Below are 18,421 nucleotides of genomic sequence, written 5' to 3' on the forward strand. Positions count from 1 at the left end.
ATCGAGCTGTTCAGATTTCCGGGGCCAGCTCTTGCCTTTAGCCCATGCTGAACGAAGACAAGGTCTGCCGCTCATCAACGCGCTCGTCTTGGAGGCGCTGCCGGAAGGGCAGCCACGGACTCGGCGAAGACCGCCTGGCCCCGCAGGATCCACTTGAAAAGATTCGCGATCTGTTCGGACGACTTGGGCAAGCGCCAAAGCCAGCCGCTAGCATCCGAAGATGTGCAATCGCTATGTCAAGCCGGCCCAGGCTGAGATCGAACGCTTCTGGCACCTCGGACCGACGAACCAGCCGCCGCTTGTTCCGAAGTAGATCTTCCCGCGCGCACCCGGGCCGTTCATCCGCCGCGCGCGACACTCGACACGCTTCGAACGCGAGCTGGTTGTGGGTCAATGGGGCCTGATCCCCTGGTTCGCCAAAGAGCCTAAGCTCAAGTACCCGACCAATAACGCGCGTAGCGTAGATGACCAGCTTGGCGATCAGGTGGTTGTACTTGATGATCTTGACCTGCTCGTCGCGCACGTTCTCGGCGATCGGGTCGGCGCCGAAGTACGCCCACTGCGCGAACCTGTTGAATCCCTCGCACTTGTTCTGAGCGGCCTGAATGATCCGGCGCAGGTCGGTTCTGTCGCAGTAGTGCCGCGGAGCCCAGTGAAGCGAGGCTGCTTCCTTGCGCTCAAAATGCCAGTGTGTAGAACTTCGATGCTGCAGGCGAAACTTGGCCTTCAGTGCAGTCGAGTTGGTCCCTCTTGATTGTGTGCATCAATTCAATGCCGGTAATGAAGACGCGCGCACAGCGAAAGGACTTGAATCCGAGCATCGGCCGCACGATGCGTTTGATCGCGCGGTGGTCCTGCTCCAGGACGTTGTTGAGGTATCTGCTTTGACGCAACTTGATGCGTGCGCCAGATGCAGCCTGCACGCTCAGGATGGCAGCCGTATTGGAGCCGCTCTTGTCCATGGTGATCTTCTCGGGCACATCGTGCAGGCCAATGGCCCGCTCCAGGAAACAACGTGCAGCAGCGCAGTCTCTCTTGGCACGCAACATGAAGGCGATCGTGTGGCCATCGCGGTCGACCTCGCGGTACAGGTACTTCCACTGGCCGGCGACCTTGAAATAGGTCTCGTCCATGCGCCAACTGGCGCACCGGCCGTTTGCGTCGTCGGAACACGGCGGTCAGCACCGGCAAGATCTCCATCGCCCAGCGATGGACTGTGGCGTGATCGACGAACACGCCTCGCTCGGCCATCATCTCTTCGATGTGCCGCAGGCTCAGCGGGTAGGCCGCATACCAGCGCACGCACAGCAACATCACCTCCAGCGGGTAGTGCAGTCGCCTGAGCTCCTTGCGCAACGTTCCGTTCATCGTCAACTTCCCTGATTCGCCAACCTCGCAGAGCAGCCGATGTGGCTTATCGCGACAGAACCAAATTGAGCGCATCGCGGCATTGCTTTGCTCACTACAGTTGGCAGCACCAGACTTGATGTCAGTTGTTCGGCACCGAGCCGACCGCCATGACCGCCATGGCTTGGCGACAGCGACCGCTTGAGAGCGTAGTCGACGCCAATGCTTCATCGACGCGAGCGGCGTTCGAGGTGGTAGCGCAGCGCTGCCGCGATGCACATGGCGATTGCGTTGCGATCAAACTGCTCGCCGATCCTGAGCAGGATGGCTCGATTGCGGTCGAATGCGAACCCGCCCGGGAAAAGCGTGCGAAACGTTCCGACGAGCCCTGTGAGGCAATGAAAATATATCGCAACGTATTTCGGGCGTGCGGGTTTCCAGCCGATCCTCACGGTGCTGCCACTGCTCGTTTGCGAGGTGATGTACGCCGGCTCGCCCTAGCGTAGTGCTTCTTCGAGCATGCCGACACCGGGCGTGCGCTCGGCCGTCGCGTAGATGAGCGCACGCAGCTTGCGCAACTGCGCGCGAGCTTCGCTTGGCCAGGTATTGAAGACTTTGCGTACCTCGGCCGGAAGCGGCGGCAGGGCCCTGGTCACTTTGTCAACCTCGCGTTCACTTATGCCAAAGTCTCAATCGGCTGGAGCGGCATTTGAAGGTAGGTTCGCAAGTCATTCGGCGCTGTCTGCCGCGGGCTGTTGAGGTACTCTTCAATCACCGGGCTGGCGCCGAGATGGCGGCCGCTTGCTGCAAGCCGGTGACCAAACAGCCACCGGTAAGCCGCCGGCATCGTTGCATAGGGGCCAGTGTGCGCAAGACGCGCGAACAAGCCACCATCGATCATCAGCGGCGTCAGACCCGCCCCCGGCGCCGCCGGTGCGCATCCCACGAAGACGGCCGTCGAGCGGAGGGCCACCGTCTTCAAGCTACCCGGATCCTTATGAAACAAGGTCAATATGCGCATGGCGGACCGCCCAAGCCCGAGCGCAGCCATGCGCGCGAAGAGTTGGTCGAAAGCCCTTTCGTTCGACAGACCAAGGCCAAGGCCAAGGAGTTCTCGCAACTCGACTTGGAGGTGATAGTGTGCACTTCGGTTCTTAATCAACAGCTATTGCTGCTCGGGGTTTTGCCCGCAGCCACCAAATGACGGTATGAATCATCTTTGCAAAACCTGTTTGCCTTGTGCCTGAGGCTCGCGATCCATCGGCTCGGGTTCGTCTGGTCATGCAACTCGGCGTTGGGGCCGTGCTCCTCGTCGCCGCTGCGTGGCTGTTCGGCTCCATTGCCGAAGACGTCGTGACGGGGGACCGCCTGACCGTTATGGATGAGCGGGTCGCCCAATGGCTGCACCTGCACGCGCGCACCGGCGCGACGCACTGGATGTTGGTAGTTTCGGAACTTCACTCGACCGTTGCGATGACCTTCTACACAAGCATCGTCGGCATTCTGGCCTTCCAAAAGCGGCGGTGGCGCCGCGTTTCGACGCTGGCGCTTTGTGTGGTCGGCGGCATGCTACTCAACGTGCTGATGAAGCTCGCATTTCATCGCGCCCGACCACACTTTGCTGATCCACTTCTTACCCTTACGAGCTACAGCTTTCCGAGCGGGCACGTCGCGGCCAGCACGATCTTTTATGGGCTCGGCGTAGTCTGGGTGTTCGGCCAAACGCGGGCGCTCCAATGGCGGGTTCTGGCTGTCACCGCAGCAGCGTTGGCGATTTTGCTGGTGGCGTTTTCTCGGATGTATCTCGGCGTGCATTACCTCAGTGACGTCGGTGCGGCCTTCGCCGAAGGCGTCGCCTGGGTCGCGCTTTGCCTGAGCGCGTTGACCACGTTTTGGCGCAAAGTCGGCTCCACGCCGGATACGCTTTTGGCTGAGCGCGGGCGGGACCGGCCGCATTCATTGCGATGAGCCGCATCTTCGTGATCCTCAATGCCAACTCCGGGAGCGGCCACGATGAGGCACTAACTCGCCAGGTTCAGGGCCTGTTCGTGTCTGCCGGTGTACCCGCGGAGGTTTGTCTGGCCAGAGGGGGCGGGGAGATTGCCGCGAAGATCGCCGATGCCATCTCCGAGCACGCTGACGTCATCGTCGCCGGTGGCGGCGACGGAACCGCCAGCACGGTCGCAGCAGAGTTGGCGGGCGGCGATATCGCACTTGGGATCTTACCGCTCGGCACGCTTAATCACTTTGCCAAGGATCTGGGGCTTCCCTTGGCCCTCGATGCAGCGGTCAGGCAGATCGCCGCTGGGCGACGCACTCGAGTCGACGTGGGCGAAGTCAACGGACGCGTCTTCATCAATAATTCGAGCCTAGGCCTGTACCCGGACATCGTCCACGAGCGGGATCGACAGCGAAAACGTATCGGCCGCGGCAAATGGCTGGCACTTCTTTGGGCATCCGTAACGGCGCTTCGGAAGTACCCGTTCCTCAGCGTCTGTCTCTCGGTGAAGGGGATTGAGCATCGGCGGCGTACCCCTTTCGTCTTCATCGGCAACAATGAATATCGGATGGAAGGCTTTTCTATGGGCGACCGCGAGAGCTTGACCGGCGGCAGTCTGAGCCTTTACGCAACACAGCGAGCGGGACGCATACGGCTCGTGCAACTCGCGCTTCGAGCGCTCGTGGGGCAGTTGAAACAGGCGCGAGATTTCGACGTTGTGCTCGGCACCGAGATCATTGTCGAGAGCAGTCATCATCACCTGCGCGTGGCGACCGACGGCGAGACCAGCGTCATGAAGCCGCCGCTGCACTATCGCATCCGCCCGGCCTGCCTGACGGTTCTCGGCGCGGTTTCGTCGGATCGGCCAGGCCCTTGAGATGGGTCGTTGATGCGCACTTTGGTCCATCTTTCGGATCTTCACTTCGGCCGAACCGACCCGGCCGTGATCGAACCCTTGCTCGCCAGAGTGCAGGCGAGCCGACCGGATTGCGTCGTTGTTTCAGGTGACCTGACTCAACGAGCGCGGGTCGATCAGTTCCGTCATGCGCGTGCCTTTCTTGATCGCTTGCCCAGGCCGCAGGTCGTCGTTCCTGGTAACCACGATGTACCGCTGTACAGGGTCCTCGAGCGGATCCTAGATCCCTTCGGCAACTACCGTCGCAGCATCAATGAAGACTTGGAGCCGTCGTTCATCGATGAGGAGATTGCCGTTCTCGGCGTCAATACCGCGCGCGCAATGACTTTCAAGGGCGGCCGCATCGACGACGCCCAAATCGAATCGATCCGTTGCCGCATCGCCGCACTGCCGTCTGGAACTACCAAGATCATCGTCACCCATCACCCCTTCGACCTGCCCGACGTGACGGGCAAGGCCAAACTGGTTGGGCGAGCACGCCAGGCGATGGAAGCTTTCTCGACCTGCGGCGTCGATTTGCTGCTTGCGGGCCACTTCCACACTAGCCATGCGGGTGATACGTCCAGCCGTCACGACTTTCCTGGCTATGCAGCGCTCGCTGTACAAGCCGGCACTGCGACCTCCACGCGCAGCCGCGGTGAAGTGAACGCGTTCAACGTGTTGCGGGTCAGCGAGGAATCCGTCAGCGTCGAGCGCCACGCGTGGCATGCCGACGCTGGGGCCTTTTTGTTGGTACAGACCGAACGGTTCAGACAAGAGACTGGCCGTTGGGTCGACTACTGAAGGTGTGCGCTGTTTCGCTGAACCAGCCGTTAGCAGTGCTCGCAAGTAACGACAGTCTTCGCCGCCAGCGTTGAAGCTGTTCATGCGACTCGGCAAGGCAATGCCCCGGGTCGTATTGGTCATCGCACAGACGCTCCGGTCGCACGGACTGCACCATCCATCGTGCTAGAGCGACAGCGGCCATACGTCATGGCCCTACTGCCCTCGACCACCCCTGAAATGAGGTCGGAGTTCCCATGAAAAAAGTCTTTCTCGTCGTCGCGCTCCTGGCATCGTTTGGCGCCAGTGCCGCCAAGTTGCCCTGCTCGATTCATCTCAAAGCGGGTATCACGGATGCAGACCTTCCGGCGTTGGCCAAAGTGACCCAGGCTGACGCTGAGAGCACCGCGCTCAAGGCCGTCAACGTGGCGGCGACCTCGGTCTCCAGTTCCGGACTGGAATCCGAAGGCGGTTGCCTGATCTATACGTTCGACATCAAACTGCTGAGCAAGACGTCGATCGTCGAGGTCGCCGTGGATGCCGGGACAGGCAAGGTATTGTGGAAGGTGTGGGAAGGGCCAAAGGCTCAGGGCACCGAAGCAGCGGCCGATCTCGCCGCAACTAAGGCAAAGAAGTAAGTCGCTTTGCATGCAGCGCAGCGCCGGTTGCCCTGGCAGCACAGCCGTCATACGGTCGTGATGCGCAGATCAGCTTGCATGATGGACCATGTCGTCCGTGTTCTCTTGCTTTTGACGAGGTACGGATAGGGTCGAGTTATGCAGACAATCCCCATGCCGGAGGCGCATACCGCCGTACCGGTCACGTTCGCCGGAATGGCGGTCACGTTCGACCGGAATACTCAAGTTGGACGATCGGCATGCGCCCGGACGCGCAGCGCGTGAACACGATGCTGGATGCCGCTATCGACACGATCGACATCAGCACCAACCGGCCTGTTGTGCATTCGGATCGCGGCGCTCACTATCGATGGCCGGGATGGCTGGCACGCATCGCGGATGCCGAGCTGACGCGTTCGATGTCCCGCAAAGGGTGTTCGCCCGACAATGCGGCTTGCGAGGGCTTCTTCGGTCGATTGAAGACCGAATGGTTCTATCCTGGCAACTGGCAGTCAACGACCGTTGAGCAGTTCACCCAAGCCTTGGACTCTTACATCCGCTGGTACAGCGAGAAGCGGATCAAGATGTCCTTGGGCGCGCGTAGCCCTCTTGACTACCGTCGAAGCTTGGAGTTCATGGCATAAACAGTCCAAGTTTTTAGCCGCAGCTCCTCTAGGTTAAATATGAGCCGGCGCCAGCAGTCTTAGTCATGCGTCGTCTCCGAGAGGTGCGTTCAAGTGCAATTGCAGCTGGCGCGACTTGCCGCTCCACGCGGCGCCGATGCGCAGCATAGATGGGAAGACCTGCATCGACACCACCGCAAGCCGCGTCGACAAGGGCCGCATGAACATTCGGGCGTAAAGCGCGGAGGCGCGCATACGCGGCGTAAAGTTGCGGCGCCAAAGCCGTTGGTACCGCGCGTGTGCCACCGCCAGCGCCAAGGGTGCAGACGCGGCAGCGGAGAAGCAGCCAAGGGTCTCCGCTAGCAGCGCTGCGGACTGAATCGCGATGCTGATACCTTCGGCCACGATGGGGTGCGCCTCGGCAGCGGCGTTGCCGACCGCGAACACGCCATCTCGGCCGAAGTCGTGTATGCCGGGCCGGATCGGCCCCGCCCCGAGCCACTGGCCATCGCAAGAGGCTGTGGCCAGGACTGCGCGGACACCGTCGCAGTGTTCGAAGATGTGCGCGAGCACGGCCTCCCCCGCAGTACGCCCCGGGTGCCGAGCGCGGGCGGCGTCCAAATGGTCTCGGCGGATGCAGCACGAAAGACTGACTCGCGCCGCGCCGGTGTTGACCATGCCGCCGTAACCGCCGGGGAACGCGACCAGCGGCATCAGATCTTCATCGAGAGTGCCGCCCTGGAACCTTGCCTTGAAGCCGAGAAGGTCCAACGCGGCGGCAGCCTTGCGCCGTGGCTGTGTGGGAAGCGGGCCGCGGTCCCACGAGCCGTGCGCGGCGACGATCACCGGCGCCTCCAGAACGATGCGTTCGCCCCGCTCGCGGTGCTCAATAGTGCAAGCATGTCGCCCGGCGCCGGACTCAAACGTTGCCACGGTCCACGGTTGCCAGAGCGTCGCGCCTGCCGCCACGGCGCGGCACAGGAGCACTGCGTCAAGCGACTCCCGGCTGACCGCGCGTCCCCCTTCGACCCCGTTGCCTGTGGCAGGCATCGGCGCCGTGACCATCGACGTGCGCGCGAACACCCCGACGCGGCGCACGACGGGCCCCGCCTGGCCCCTGAGTTCGTCGCCGACCCCAAGCGCATCGAGGAGAGGCCACGTCGTGGCCGAGACGAACTCACCGCATACCTTGCGACGCGGGAATGCAGCTTTCTCGACGATCGCTACACGCCAGCCCGACCGCGACAGTAGCAGCGCTGCGGTCGCGCCGGAAGGCCCGCTGCCGACCACGATAGCGTCGTACTGCAAAGCGGGTGAGGCGCTCACGTCTTGCGCGCCAGCAGGCAGTGGCTGAAGAAACCTGCCGAATACTCGCGCAGCGACCAGCCTTCGTGGCTCGGCCAATGCGCCGACAGTTCGCAGTCCCGAAAGCCGGCGTGAACGCTGAGCACCGCATCCTCGCGAGTCACTGTCCCGGCGCCGATCAGGCCGACGAGGTGGCTGCCAATCAGCGCTGTGATGTTTCGCCGTGGTTCGCAGCAGAAGAACAGTGGCGTGACCTTGGATAGCGCGCGCAACAGATGTCCGAGCTCATCGCCTTCGAAGTGGTGGACAAACAGGTTCGCGACAACGATGTCCCAGCCGCATTGCTGGTTCCTACTTAGCCAGTCGAACACGTCGGCGACAACGATGATGGGCTGCCAACCGACCGCGCGCAAACCGTGCAGCGTCGACTCGGCGACGGTGTCCTGGCGATCGAGCAAAGTCCATGACACGCGCGGCCACTGCCGCGCATGTCTGTGCGCGAAGCGCAGTGCCAGCGAGCCGTCGCCTGCACCGAGCTCGAGGATGCGTAGCGGCGCGCGGTTTGGCTCGGCGCCGATCGCACGCGTCATGATCGAAAGAGTGCCCATCACGACGTGAAGGCGGCGAAGGTCACGGCGAGATCGCTGCGCGGCAGGGTCGTCGGCACCAAGCGAGTCAAGCGCCTCGGGCGTCACCTGGCGCGGCATCAGGGATGAAGTGTTCATTCGCCGATGCTCACCCGACCTTGAGCAAAGCACCGTGGCAAGAAAAGCCAGCGCCGAACGACGACAGCCACCACCAGCCATCGGGGGCCTCGTCGGCCAGCGCCGCCTGCAGCACGAAATACACAAACGCGCTCGACAGATTGCCGTATTCCCGCAGCATCTCCGCGCTGTAGCGAAGGTCCGGCTTTGTGAGTTCGAACCGCGTTTCGATTGCTTGCAGCACATCCCGCCCACCCGCGTGCATGATCCATGTGGTCACGTCTGATAGCGTGACACGAGCGCGATCGAGCACCGTATTCAGCACCGCAAGTGCATTGGATGCGGCGAGTCCGGGAACTTCTTTGGTAAGAATGTTACGCAGCATCCCCGCGCGGCTTTCGAACCTGAGAGCGCGCCTGTGCTCGGGCAATACCAGCGAGGTGTTGTCCGTCCACTCGATGGAGCGCCCATCCGAGCGGGGCTCGCGTGACAACACCGCCGCGCCCGCGCCGTCACCAAACAAGCAGGCACTGATGAGAACCCCGGGATCGTCGTCAAGGTACATCGCCGCACTGCTGACCTCGACGCAAACTGACAAAACATGGCGGCAATCACCGCCGAGCAGCAGGGCCCGACCCATTTGCATGTTCGGAAGGGCCGCGGCGCAACCCTGGCCTACTAAGTCATAGGCTTGGACGTTCGGTCGGAGCCCCAGGCGTTCGACAACATAGCCGGACAGGCCAGGACACAGGTAGCCGGTACATGTGCTGACGACGACAGCATCGATGTCGGCGACCAGGAGACCGGCCCTCTCCACCGCGTGAAACGCCGCGTCGGATGCGAGCGCGGGCGCGTTGCGGAGGAATCGTTCACTCAACGTGTCAGGGTCGATCTGGAAAATATCTGCCAGGCGATCCACCGCCAACCGACGCGCGTCGATACCGTTGTCGCGTTGCAGCACCGTACGCGCGATGGTGTGAGACCTGCGGTCGAGCCTGCCGAACCAGTCTGAAGCTTCAAACTCAGCCAGGCACTCAGCTTTCGTGAATCGGTTCTGCGGAACGGACGTCTCAACGCTTCTAATGAACGTCGGCCTCGAAATCAACTGCCTACTCCTGAAATCCCCAAAGCAACGATGTTCGGCACTTGGCCAGCTGCGCGCGGTAGGAGGGTTGTGTTGCTAGAGGGGTGCGCGTCCAACGGAGCAAGCGTCATAAACCATGGTGTCCGCCAGCCAAAGACAGCTGTGTAGGACATCCACGCGACTGGTAGGCCCTCTGGCGTCGTGTGTTGGCAGGGACGTTGAAGAACCCCGAGATCTTTCCGACAATTGCGATATTGAGCAGACCGAGGAGCGACGATGCGAGGCAGTGGCGGCTACAACGCGAGTCTGTTTTCGAAGGTGACGCTGGAAGACTCCGTGCCTGCGAATCATCCGCTGCGACCGATTCGCACATGGATAAACGAAGCGCTTGCCAAGACGGACGAGCGTCATTCGGCTGTGTATTAAGCCGACGTCAATGGAGGCCATCCGAGCATAGCGCCCGAGAAGCTGGTGCGTGCCATGCTGCTGCAGGTGCTCTACAGCGTTCGCAGCGAGCGGCAACTTGTCGAGCAGAATAACTGCAACTTGCTGTTCCGTTGGTTTGTCGGCCTGTCGATCGAAGATGGAGTGTCGAACCACTCGGTCAACATCGAAGAAACGCGACCGGATGATCGAGCATGACTTCCTCATCGAACTGTTCAACGCCACGGCCGACATGGCCAAGGCCACGGATCTGCTGTCTGGATAACACTTCAGCGTCGACGGCACGCAGATCAAGGCCTGGGCTAGTCACAAGAGCATGCGACGCAAGGACAGCGGTGACGACGGGCGCGACCCCGAGGACTGGCGTGGTGAGCGGCGCAGCGACGAGATCCACGAGTCCCGGACCGATCCCGATTCGCAGTTCTATCGCAAGAGCAACGCGGCACCGGCGCTGCCCAGCTTCCTGAGGCACATCGCCACTGACAACCGCCATGGCCTGGTGGTGAACGTGCAGACCATGAAGGCCACTGGGACTGCCGAGTGTGATGCGGCCGCGGTGATGCTCGGGGAGATCGAAATTCGGGAGCAGCGCATCACCGTTGGAGCCGACAAGGCCTACGACACACGTGGTTTCGTGCGGGCGTGCCGCGACATCAATGGGCGAACCACACGGCATATTGACCTTGCCCTCGAAAAACGTACCCCTTGCTGAGTGTTTCAATTCAAGCAAGGAGAACGGAAATGACGAAGACGGCAAGAGCGCGCTACACGCTCGAATTCAAGCAGGAGGCGGTGCGACTGGTCCAGGGTGGTCAGAGTCGATTCGGCCATCGCTGGCATAGCGCGTGAGGGCTGCCCATCGGCGGTGCGAGTACAAGATGGCGCGCGCCAGGCCCGACTTGACCGACGTGGCGGCCAACTGCTGGGACAACGCTTGCAGTGAGACGCTGTTCGGGTCGTTGAAGGTGGAGCGGCTGCACGGCAAACGGTTCAAGACCCGGGCGCGAGGCGAAGGACGAAACCATCGATTGGCTGCTCTGGTACAACCGCGACCGGCTGCACTCTACGCTGGCATACGTCAGCCCGATGCAGTTCGAGCAGGACTGGCTTGCCAATCAGCCACAGCAAGCCAACTCATGAACTCGGCTATGGGGTACGGATTCCAGGGACAAGGTCAGGGAGGCAATCCAGCGATGGCAGCCTCGGTCAAAGTCCACCGGCCCAAAGAGCCCCGAGGGTAAAGCCTTGGCGGCCCGCAATGCATATGCCGGGGGCTTTGAAAAGACATTGCGCCAGCTACGTGCGGCTATGCACCATCAAAAAGAACGACTCCCAACGCCGTGAATGCTGAGAATTCGGCAGGTACACCGGTTACGGCGTTGAAAGTGACATGGCAGCTTTGCACAGCGTTCTCCGCTTGGCACGGCCGAATTTCCCCATTGCAGCGGGATGACAGGTCTGCAAGATGTCGTCCTACGTAGACACCAAGTTATTCACTACATGCTGCGCGCTGGAGAGGGGTGAGGGTTTTGCCGCTAGGACAAAATTTCGACTCAGTGTGAGCGCTGCAAACTCTTAAGCAGGAGCAACAAAAGCGCGTTGAATAATCTGCCGTTGGGCAAGAAAGTTTCCTATGCATCGTTTTCTCGTCAACAACCGTGATGAGTTAATCGCCCGGTGCAAGCTCAAAGCGGCACAGCGGCCTTACCGCGCGGCGTCCGAAGAGCGTCTGGTCCAAGGCGTGTCGATGTTCCTGGATCAACTAACTCGAACACTTGCCGCCGAAACAAACAACGACGGCGATGCGAGCGTCAAGATCTCCGGGCCGTCCGGCGGGGATGCGCTAGCCTTGTCTGAAATTGGCGTGAGCGCGACAGCACACGGCAAAGCGCTTTTGAATCTGGGCTACACGGTAGATCAGGTGGTCCACGACTACGGCGATGTGTGTCAGGCAATCACTGATCTGGCTTTTGAGCGGGACGCGCCTTTTACCGTTGATCAATTCCGCACACTGAACCGATGCTTGGATAACGCCATCGCGGATGCAGTCGCGGAGTTCAGCTTCCAGCGCGACGCGCAAATTTCGGTGCATCAGATTGCTGGCGAGAAACAGAGGCTGGGCTTTTTGGTTCACGAACTCCGAAATGCATTGGGAACGGCCACCCTTGCGTTTCGCGCGCTGGATGTGGGCAACATGACAGTCCGGGGCGCTACCGGTGCGGTTCTGTCGCGCAGTCTTGAAGCGTTGACTCTGCTGATCGGTGGTGCACTCGTCGAAGTGCGTGGTGAGAAGCCGCATGAACGGCAAACGTTTTCCGTAGCTTCGTTCATCGCGGATTCTGCGATTGCAGGTCGATTCAGTGCCGATTCGCTAGGTCGGATTTTTGAAGTGTGCGACGTGGACCCGTTGCTGGCGATCAACGCGAATCGAGAGCTTCTGCACGCTGCGTTGGCGAACTTGCTGCAGAACGCTTTCAAGTTCACTCACGCAAATACCGCCGTGACTTTGAACGCTCATGCTTTTGGAGAATTCGTTCTGATCGACGTCGAGGACCATTGCGGCGGCCTGCCTCCCAAGGGTGTCGAGAATATGTTCGTGCCCTTTAAGCACAGCGGCCACGCAAATGCTGGGTTGGGGCTGGGCCTGTCTATCGCCCGGCAGAGCATTGAAGCAGATCTGGGAACTTTAAGCGTGCGTGACGTGCCGGGAACCGGCTGTGTCTTCACCATCAGTCTGCCGCGGTACTCACTTGCTTAGAGGCACGGCGATCGACCGTCGAGACGTTGTAGGGCGATCTTCGGGCGCATAGGACTCCGCAGTCCTTGCCTCGCGGGAGGGGAGTTCAATCTTTGGCGTTCACCAAGCGAAAACGCGTCGACGCCCCGCAGGGCCGCCTCCGATGTGCTTGAAGGCAAGCTTCTCCCCGATCAACTCAAGGGCCGCACGATCGTGGTCGGGCAGTCGCGCAATGTCGCGCTGGGCACGCTCGCCGTGCTGTGGTACGTCGCTACCGGCACCGGCACCGGCACGACATTGGTCTCCTCAACGGAAGTCCACGCGAGCGCCATCGACGCGCTGCAGCAAGGCCGCTACATCCTGGGGGCGTCGCCATTGGTGCTGTACCTATCCTTGGCACTTTCAATGTGGTTGGTGTTTTTTGCGTTCGACAGGGCACTAAAAGTAGCACAGCTGGTGTAGTCACTATTCAGGACGAGGGCACCGGCATGGCACCGGTCGTGTTGGACGCGTTGCTCGATCGCGCGCCCCAGGGCCTAACCGGGGGTTCCGCGCGCTCCACTTTGGAACGAGACATTGAAGCGGCTCACAACATTGCGCCGCGCGACGCCAGGACGCATGGCTTCGGCTTCGTGATGGTCTGGCAAGTCGTGGCGGCGCATGGAGGTTGAGAGCTGGCCCCGGAAATCTGAACAATCCGATAAGTGTGGAAACTGCTCCTGCTGGCGAGGACCTCGCCTGTGAAGATTGGAGCAAAGATAAGCAGAAGACCCCGCCGCACGCACTCAGCGGCATTCAAAGCCAAGGTGGCGCTGGCGGCCGTTCGAGGCGACAAGACGCTGGCCGAACTGGCGCAGCAGCATGACGTTCACCCCAACCAGATCACCGACTGGAAGAACCAACTTCTGAGCCGAGCGGTTGACGTGTTCGGCGGCGAGGCTGCGGCGGCAGAGCCCGCTGTGGATCTGAACTCGCTGCACGCCAAGATTGGCCAGCAGGCCCTGGAGATCGATTTTTTGTCCGGCGCGCTCAGCAGGGCCGATCTGCTGAGCGTAAAGCGATGATCGAGCGAGATCATGCGCTGCCGATCAAGCGGCAGGCCGAACTCGTGAGCATCAGCCGCGGCAGCGCTTACTACCGGGCCAAGCCGATGAGCGATGCGGACTTGAATCTGATGCGTCGCATTGACGAGTTGCACCTGGAGTTGCCGTTCGCTGGAGCGCGCATGCTTGGCGACCTGCTTCGAGGAGAGGGCGTCGTCGTGGGCCGCAAGCATATGACCACGCTGATGCGGCGCATGGCCATCACCGCGCTCTACAGGAAGCCCAACACCAGCAAGAAGGCACCAGGACGCACGATCTACCCATACCTGCTGCGCACGCTCGCGATCACCAGGGCCAACCAGGTCTGGGCGATGGACATCAGCTATATCCCAATGGCCCGGGGCTTCGTCTACCTGGCAGGGGTGATCGACTGGTACAGCCGCCGTGTGCTGGCCTGGCGGGTGTCGATCTCGATGGACACCGAGTTCTGCGTCGAGGCCGTCGAGGAAGCGATCATGAAGCACGGAACTCCCGAGATATTCAACACCGATCAAGGCAGCCAATTCACCAGCAGCGCCTTTACCGGACTGCTCATAGCTCACGGCATCCGCATCTCGATGGACGGCAAGGGCTGCTGGCGCGACAACGTGTTCATCGAGCGGCTGTGGCGCTCGATCAAGTACGAGGAGGTGTACCTGCACGCCTACGAGAGCGTCGGCCAGGCCCGCACCGGGATCGGCCGGTACATTGAGTTCTACAACACCCGCCGGCCGCACTCGAGCTTGCAAGCCCGCACACCCGATGTGGTGTACTTCGACTCGCTGCCATGGCCTTCGGCCCAGGCAGCCTGACCCCGCAGGATCCACTTAAAAAGATTCGGAATCTGTTCAAGCGAATGGGGCCAGCTCTCCCTGGACGCGGATCATCTGAACGACTTGCAGCTTGAAGCGCGCGTCAAAGACTCGTAGGGTTGATTTCGTCACGTTTACTGTCCAACTGATTTCCACCCATCCGAGTGTGCGAATTCATTTGACCAGGACACGGCCTGGGCTTGAAAAGCGCACCTGCGAGTGTTAAGCAGTGGTCAAGAAAGAATATGACCGCCTTCTTCCTAAAGAACTGGCGGCATGAGGATGCGGCATAACAAGTGGTCATCCCCACTTGGGGAGGCAGTCCGTATCGGGTAAGGAAAATCGCCGTACGCAGCACTCCAATTCCGCCGATGAGGAAGGACACCTACAACTTCCTGGCTGCGTTCGATAGCGCACAGAAGCCTTCCGTCCTTGAGCGCAGGATGGGATGAGGAGCTTCAAGTCATGGCCATTCACTATTCACTGTCGGGCGAACTAATCGACATTCGGCCCGCTTGGCAGTGCACCCCCTGGCGCCCGCACCACCACGACTCCGGACAAAGCGCTGCATGTGCGGGTGTTTTTCGCGTAACTCTGCTCTCCGGCAAGGAGATACGCCGAGCAAACGAATAATGTGCAAAAGCCTGGAGGGCGGCGCGCAGTTATACATCGGGACCGCGCGCGAAGTTGATGCGTTGATGCGGCCCAGCCACGCCCAGCGTCTCAACTGTCTGGCGATGCTGAAGGCGGCGCTGTGACTGATGCGGTCGCGAGCAAGCCTCCGGCCAAAGGCGTCGCCGCGCAGCCCGTGGCCAAGGACGACGGCTCGCTGTCGCCCTGGTGGATACGGGCTGTGCTGATCGTGATGGTGCTTGGCTTTTCGGGCCTGCTGCTAATAACCACCCTCTCGTATCGCAACGCGCCGCCGATTCCGGCACAGGTGGTGAATACACAGGGTGAGCTCCTGTTCACCGCAGAAGATGTCGGCGACGGACAGACCTTGTTTTTGCGCTACGGCCTGATGGCCAACGGCAGCATCTGGGGCCACGGTGCCTATCTCGGGCCCGACTATTCGGCCGCCGCACTGCACCGCATGGGACTGGTCACCGCCCAGGACATTGCGCAGGAGCAGTATGGCAAGCCGCTGGACGCGTTGACTCCAGGTCAGGCGGCAGCGGTCCAGGCCGAGACGGGCGTGTCGTTGAAAACGAACCGTTATGACGCGTCCACCGGGCTGCTGCAGTTCACCATAGGACAGACCGCCGCTTTTAAATCTGAGATCGCGCACTGGACCGATTATTTCCACGACCCGTCGCGCAACGGCGGCCTGAAGGCCGATCTGATCACCGATCCGACTGAGCTGCGCCAGTTCACGGCTTTCGTGACCTGGGCGGCCTGGGCGTCCGTCGCGGCCCGGCCGGGCGAAGTGCACTCCTACACCAACAACTTTCCGTATGACCCAAGCGTCGGAAATGTGCCGATCTCGGGCGCGCTGTTGTGGAGCGCGGTCAGCCTGCTGGTACTGCTCGCCGGCATATCGACCGTGCTGCTGGCCTTCGGCAAATTCGACTACCTCGGCTGGATCACCCGGGGCCACAACGTCAAGCCGCAGATGCTGCCTGGCCGTTCCAGTCCGGGGCAAAACGCGCTTGTGAAGTTCTTCGTCGTGGTTGCCGTGCTGTTTCTGGCACAAACGCTCGTGGGTGCCGCAACGGCCCATTGGCGCGCCGACCCGGGTAGCTTTTACGGTATACAGATAGAGCGCCTCTTTCCCAGCAATTTGACGCGCACCTGGCATCTCCAATTGGCGATCTTTTGGATCGCCACCGCCTACGTGGCCGCCGCGTTGTTTCTGGGCAGGTCGCTCCGAACAGAGGAGCCGCGCTGGTTGCCGGCCTGCACCCATGGGCTGTTCGCTGCGTTTGCAGTGGTCATCTTCGGCAGTTTGCTGGGCGAATGGGCTGGCATCGCTCAGATGCTCGGACCCTTGTGGTTCTGGCTCGGCAACCAGGGGTGGGAGTATCTGGAGCTGGGTCGTGTTTGGCAGATATTGCTGGTCGCAGGCCTGTTCGGCTGGTTCGCGCTTCTGTGGTCGCTGGTGCGCCCGCAGACCTTGAGCGATCCTGCCGCAAGGCCAATCGTCAGGATGTTTCTGGTGGCGGCGCTGGCGATTCCCGCGTTCTATATCCCGGCGATGTTCTTCGGCGCGAGGACCAACTTCACCGTGGTCGACACCTGGCGCTTCTGGATCATCCATCTGTGGGTCGAAGGCTTCTTCGAGTTCTTCGCCACGACGATCGTGGCGCTGACCTTCTTCCAGCTCGGGCTGACCCGTCGCAACGTGGCGCTGCGAGTGATCTATCTGGACGCGATCCTGTACTTCCTCGGCGGCTTAATGGGCACCGGACACCATTGGTATTTCACAGGTCAGACCAACGTCAACATGGCGCTGTCGGCGTTGTTCTCGGCGCTGGAGGTGGTGCCGCTGACTTTGCTTACGCTCGACGCCTGGGACTTCGTTCGCACCACGCGCGGGGAGCGCGATGCGAAGGGCAAGCAGATGGTCATCCCGCACAAGTGGGCGTTCTATTTCCTGATGGCTGTGGGCTTCTGGAACTTTGTGGGCGCGGGCATGTTTGGGTTCCTGTTGAACTTGCCGATCGTCAGCTACTACGAAGTGGGCACCATGCTGACCCCAAACCATGCGCATGCGGCCCTGATGGGCGTGTTCGGCATGCTGGCAATTGCGCTGATGGTGTTCGTGCTGCGCCAGACAAGTGACGATGTGCACTGGCCGGGCATCGAGAAGTACTTGCGCTGCGCGTTCTGGGGCACCAACGCCGGCTTGGCCATGATGGTGGCGCTGAGCTTGTTCCCGGGTGGTCTGCTGCAGTTGTGGGACGTGCTGCAAAACGGTTACTGGCATGCGCGCAGCCTGGACTACACGGGCAGCGACCGATCGCACTGGATCGAGTGGATGAGCCTGCCGGGCCATGTCGTCTTGATCGTGTTCGGTGCCGTGCCGCTGGTGATCGCAACGATCAAGTGCTACTTCAACCTGCTTGCAGGGGCAAAGGACGACCAGGTTCGGCGTTTGCGTGCGGCCTGATCACCAGACGCTTTGATTTTGCGAAGCGTCATCTGCGTTATGCCCGCGTATCTTCGAAATTGGCACCATTACATGAACCCATTGTCTGATCAAGCGGCCAATTCACCGGAGCGAAGCCGTCTTCTCAACAAAGCGATCTCGAGGTGGGACAACGAGGGGGGAGCGGGTATCGAAGGAAATTACCCTGCAGCTTCGGTGGAGTTGTTAACCGATGCGCTGCCGTTGACAAATGCCGAGCTCGTACAGTTGCAGATTCGCGTTATCGCCTTGGAGAACATGCTGGCGGTTCTGATGGCCGACGCTTCCGATCGACAGCTGAAGCTCGTGCGGGAGATAGCCGATTGCATCACCCCGCAACCGGGCTTCACACCTCATCCCCTGACGATCCACGCGGCGGCCCGCATGCTGGGCTTCATTGAACGATCGGGTCACCTGCGCACGCTGCAGTTCGAAGATGCGAACGTTGGCGATTCGGCCAATGGTGGACTTGATGTGGGGTGCGCAAATTGGGCATGAATCGCGTCAGCACCATCGCGGCTGCGACGCGCTCGCGGCTGGTTACGGTCCGATCCAACGCGCCGCTGCGGGAGGCGGCGCAGTTGCTATCGAGTACCCAAATCAGCCTGCTTGTGGTCTGCGATCCAGACGGAACAATGATCGGTGTGATCACCAAGTCGGACATCGTTATGCAGATCGGTCTCTGCCCGGGCATCACCTGCACCAACACGGTCGACAGTGTGATGAGGCGAGACGTGATCGCGTGTCGCTCATCCGATTGGCTGGCGTCAACTATCCTGGCCACTCGCATTGCCGCATCAAAAATGCTACTCGTGCTGACCTGTTGCCTCACGTAATTTGCTACCCGTTGGATTGTCCAGCG

The 18,421-nt window shown here is 61.1% G+C and carries 19 protein-coding genes and 3 pseudogenes; 15 read left to right on the forward strand and 7 right to left on the reverse strand.

What is annotated here, in order from left to right:
• Positions 1-37: 37 nt before the first annotated feature.
• Positions 38-730 (reverse strand): Tn3 family transposase, encoded by a 693-nt coding sequence (locus tag QN397_RS17985; RefSeq protein WP_323501585.1) that lies wholly within the window; start codon positions 728-730, stop codon positions 38-40.
• Positions 678-1,368 (reverse strand): IS6 family transposase gene (locus QN397_RS17990; protein WP_323501569.1). Its coding sequence is split into 2 segments (ribosomal slippage): positions 678-1,146 and positions 1,145-1,368, totalling 693 coding nucleotides; the frame shifts between segments, so codons are not numbered across the junction. The genes QN397_RS17985 and QN397_RS17990 overlap by 53 nt, the downstream gene beginning before the upstream one ends.
• Before the next feature lie 149 nt (positions 1,369-1,517).
• On the opposite strand from QN397_RS17990, the gene QN397_RS17995 reads away from it, so the two are divergent.
• Positions 1,518-1,853 (forward strand): hypothetical protein, encoded by a 336-nt coding sequence (locus QN397_RS17995; protein WP_323501570.1) that lies wholly within the window; start codon positions 1,518-1,520, stop codon positions 1,851-1,853.
• On the opposite strand, the gene QN397_RS18000 is transcribed toward QN397_RS17995, so the two are convergent.
• Together QN397_RS18000 and QN397_RS18005 are read right to left on the reverse strand one after the other, a co-directional pair.
• Complete coding sequence (locus tag QN397_RS18000) at positions 1,845-2,003, reverse strand: hypothetical protein (RefSeq protein WP_323501571.1); 159 nt, start codon at positions 2,001-2,003, stop codon at positions 1,845-1,847. The genes QN397_RS17995 and QN397_RS18000 overlap by 9 nt on opposite strands.
• Before the next feature lie 20 nt (positions 2,004-2,023).
• Positions 2,024-2,398: a GyrI-like domain-containing protein gene (locus tag QN397_RS18005; protein ID WP_323501572.1), complete on the reverse strand. Its 375-nt coding sequence runs from the start codon at positions 2,396-2,398 to the stop codon at positions 2,024-2,026.
• On the opposite strand from QN397_RS18005, the gene QN397_RS18010 reads away from it, so the two are divergent.
• The 6 genes and pseudogenes from QN397_RS18010 to QN397_RS18035 form a co-directional block, all read left to right on the forward strand.
• Complete coding sequence (locus QN397_RS18010) at positions 2,345-2,551, forward strand: hypothetical protein (RefSeq protein ID WP_323499487.1); 207 nt, start codon at positions 2,345-2,347, stop codon at positions 2,549-2,551. The genes QN397_RS18005 and QN397_RS18010 overlap by 54 nt on opposite strands.
• A gap of 77 nt (positions 2,552-2,628) precedes the next feature.
• The gene (locus QN397_RS18015; protein ID WP_323501573.1) at positions 2,629-3,315 is read left to right on the forward strand and encodes a phosphatase PAP2 family protein; all 687 of its coding nucleotides are present in this window, start codon (positions 2,629-2,631) and stop codon (positions 3,313-3,315) included.
• The gene (locus tag QN397_RS18020; protein ID WP_323501574.1) at positions 3,312-4,223 is read left to right on the forward strand and encodes a diacylglycerol/lipid kinase family protein; all 912 of its coding nucleotides are present in this window, start codon (positions 3,312-3,314) and stop codon (positions 4,221-4,223) included. Before QN397_RS18015 ends, QN397_RS18020 begins: the two co-directional genes overlap by 4 nt.
• 12 nt (positions 4,224-4,235) lie before the next feature.
• Positions 4,236-5,045 (forward strand): metallophosphoesterase family protein, encoded by an 810-nt coding sequence (locus tag QN397_RS18025; protein ID WP_323501575.1) that lies wholly within the window; start codon positions 4,236-4,238, stop codon positions 5,043-5,045.
• A gap of 236 nt (positions 5,046-5,281) precedes the next feature.
• Positions 5,282-5,662 (forward strand): PepSY domain-containing protein, encoded by a 381-nt coding sequence (locus tag QN397_RS18030; protein ID WP_323501576.1) that lies wholly within the window; start codon positions 5,282-5,284, stop codon positions 5,660-5,662.
• Between the two features lie 224 nt (positions 5,663-5,886).
• Positions 5,887-6,285, forward strand: a pseudogene (locus tag QN397_RS18035) (transposase); the annotation flags it as partial.
• Between the two features lie 63 nt (positions 6,286-6,348).
• On the opposite strand, the gene QN397_RS18040 reads toward QN397_RS18035, so the two are convergent.
• Genes QN397_RS18040 through QN397_RS18050 form a run of 3 tightly spaced genes read right to left on the reverse strand, consistent with a single transcriptional unit; the run spans position 6,349 to position 9,234 of the window.
• A complete protein-coding gene (locus tag QN397_RS18040; RefSeq protein ID WP_323501577.1) occupies positions 6,349-7,590 on the reverse strand; it encodes an NAD(P)/FAD-dependent oxidoreductase in 1,242 nt (413 codons plus the stop codon).
• Positions 7,587-8,294, reverse strand: a complete 708-nt coding sequence (locus QN397_RS18045) for a hypothetical protein (protein ID WP_323501578.1) — start codon at positions 8,292-8,294, stop codon at positions 7,587-7,589. The genes QN397_RS18040 and QN397_RS18045 overlap by 4 nt, the downstream gene beginning before the upstream one ends.
• Positions 8,295-8,304: 10 nt before the next feature.
• Positions 8,305-9,234 carry a type III polyketide synthase gene (locus QN397_RS18050; protein ID WP_323501579.1) on the reverse strand — a complete coding sequence of 310 codons (930 nt, stop codon included), beginning with the start codon at positions 9,232-9,234 and terminating at the stop codon, positions 8,305-8,307.
• A gap of 399 nt (positions 9,235-9,633) precedes the next feature.
• Between QN397_RS18050 and QN397_RS18055 the strand changes: the two are divergent.
• The 8 genes and pseudogenes from QN397_RS18055 to QN397_RS18090 form a co-directional block, all read left to right on the forward strand.
• A pseudogene (locus QN397_RS18055) lies at positions 9,634-10,501 on the forward strand (IS5 family transposase); the annotation flags it as partial.
• Between the two features lie 217 nt (positions 10,502-10,718).
• A pseudogene (locus tag QN397_RS18060) lies at positions 10,719-10,941 on the forward strand (IS3 family transposase); the annotation flags it as partial.
• 493 nt (positions 10,942-11,434) lie between these two features.
• Entirely contained in the window at positions 11,435-12,559 is a 1,125-nt protein-coding gene (locus QN397_RS18065; protein ID WP_323501580.1) for a sensor histidine kinase, read from the forward strand.
• A 144-nt stretch (positions 12,560-12,703) separates the two neighbouring features.
• Positions 12,704-13,000, forward strand: coding sequence for a hypothetical protein (locus tag QN397_RS18070; protein WP_323501581.1), 297 nt, complete (start codon positions 12,704-12,706; stop codon positions 12,998-13,000).
• A gap of 296 nt (positions 13,001-13,296) precedes the next feature.
• A protein-coding gene (locus tag QN397_RS18075) for an IS3 family transposase (RefSeq protein WP_323501586.1) occupies positions 13,297-14,432 on the forward strand; the annotation gives its coding sequence in 2 pieces (ribosomal slippage) (positions 13,297-13,558 and positions 13,558-14,432; 1,137 coding nt in all).
• 754 nt (positions 14,433-15,186) lie between these two features.
• A complete protein-coding gene (locus tag QN397_RS18080) occupies positions 15,187-17,541 on the forward strand; it encodes a nitric-oxide reductase large subunit (RefSeq protein ID WP_323501582.1) in 2,355 nt (784 codons plus the stop codon).
• A gap of 72 nt (positions 17,542-17,613) precedes the next feature.
• Entirely contained in the window at positions 17,614-18,057 is a 444-nt protein-coding gene (locus QN397_RS18085) for a hypothetical protein (protein ID WP_323501583.1), read from the forward strand.
• Positions 18,054-18,395 (forward strand): CBS domain-containing protein, encoded by a 342-nt coding sequence (locus QN397_RS18090; protein WP_323501584.1) that lies wholly within the window; start codon positions 18,054-18,056, stop codon positions 18,393-18,395. Before QN397_RS18085 ends, QN397_RS18090 begins: the two co-directional genes overlap by 4 nt.
• The last annotated feature ends 26 nt before the right edge of the window (positions 18,396-18,421 follow it).

Origin of the sequence: Variovorax sp. RTB1 (genome assembly GCF_035018765.1) — a bacterium.
Lineage (GTDB): Bacteria > Pseudomonadota > Gammaproteobacteria > Burkholderiales > Burkholderiaceae_C > Variovorax.